The following is a 276-nucleotide window of genomic DNA, read 5'->3' as shown; positions in this document are numbered from 1 at the left end:
GGCGCCCGATGTGATCCTGTGCACCGACCAGGGCCTGGAGGCGCAGGGCGGCGTGGACGGCCTGCTCAGGGCGCCTGGCCTGACGCTGACCCCTGCGGGTCGGGCGCGTCGCGTGCAAAGCATGGAAGCCCTGCTGCTGCGGGGCTTCACGCCGCGACTGCCGCAGGCCGTGGCGGCGTTGACGGTCAAGCTGCATGGCGGCGTGGCAGGAACGCGGCGGTGCTGCCACCGAGCCGCGGGCGCTCGCTGCTGCGGCGCAAGCGCCATGCCCTGCCG

General features: G+C 75.0%; 1 protein-coding gene. It reads left to right on the top strand.

All coding sequences use genetic code 11. The annotated features are described in order from the left end of the window. On the top strand, positions 1-276 hold a 276-nt coding region (locus RZA33_RS19465; RefSeq protein ID WP_322976231.1), incomplete at both ends, for a hypothetical protein.

The organism is Halovibrio sp. HP20-59 (genome assembly GCF_033052795.2).
Lineage (GTDB): Bacteria > Pseudomonadota > Gammaproteobacteria > Pseudomonadales > Halomonadaceae > Vreelandella.
The sequence above is the reverse complement of the archived record's forward strand: the minus strand, read 5'-3'. Positions and strand labels throughout refer to the sequence as shown.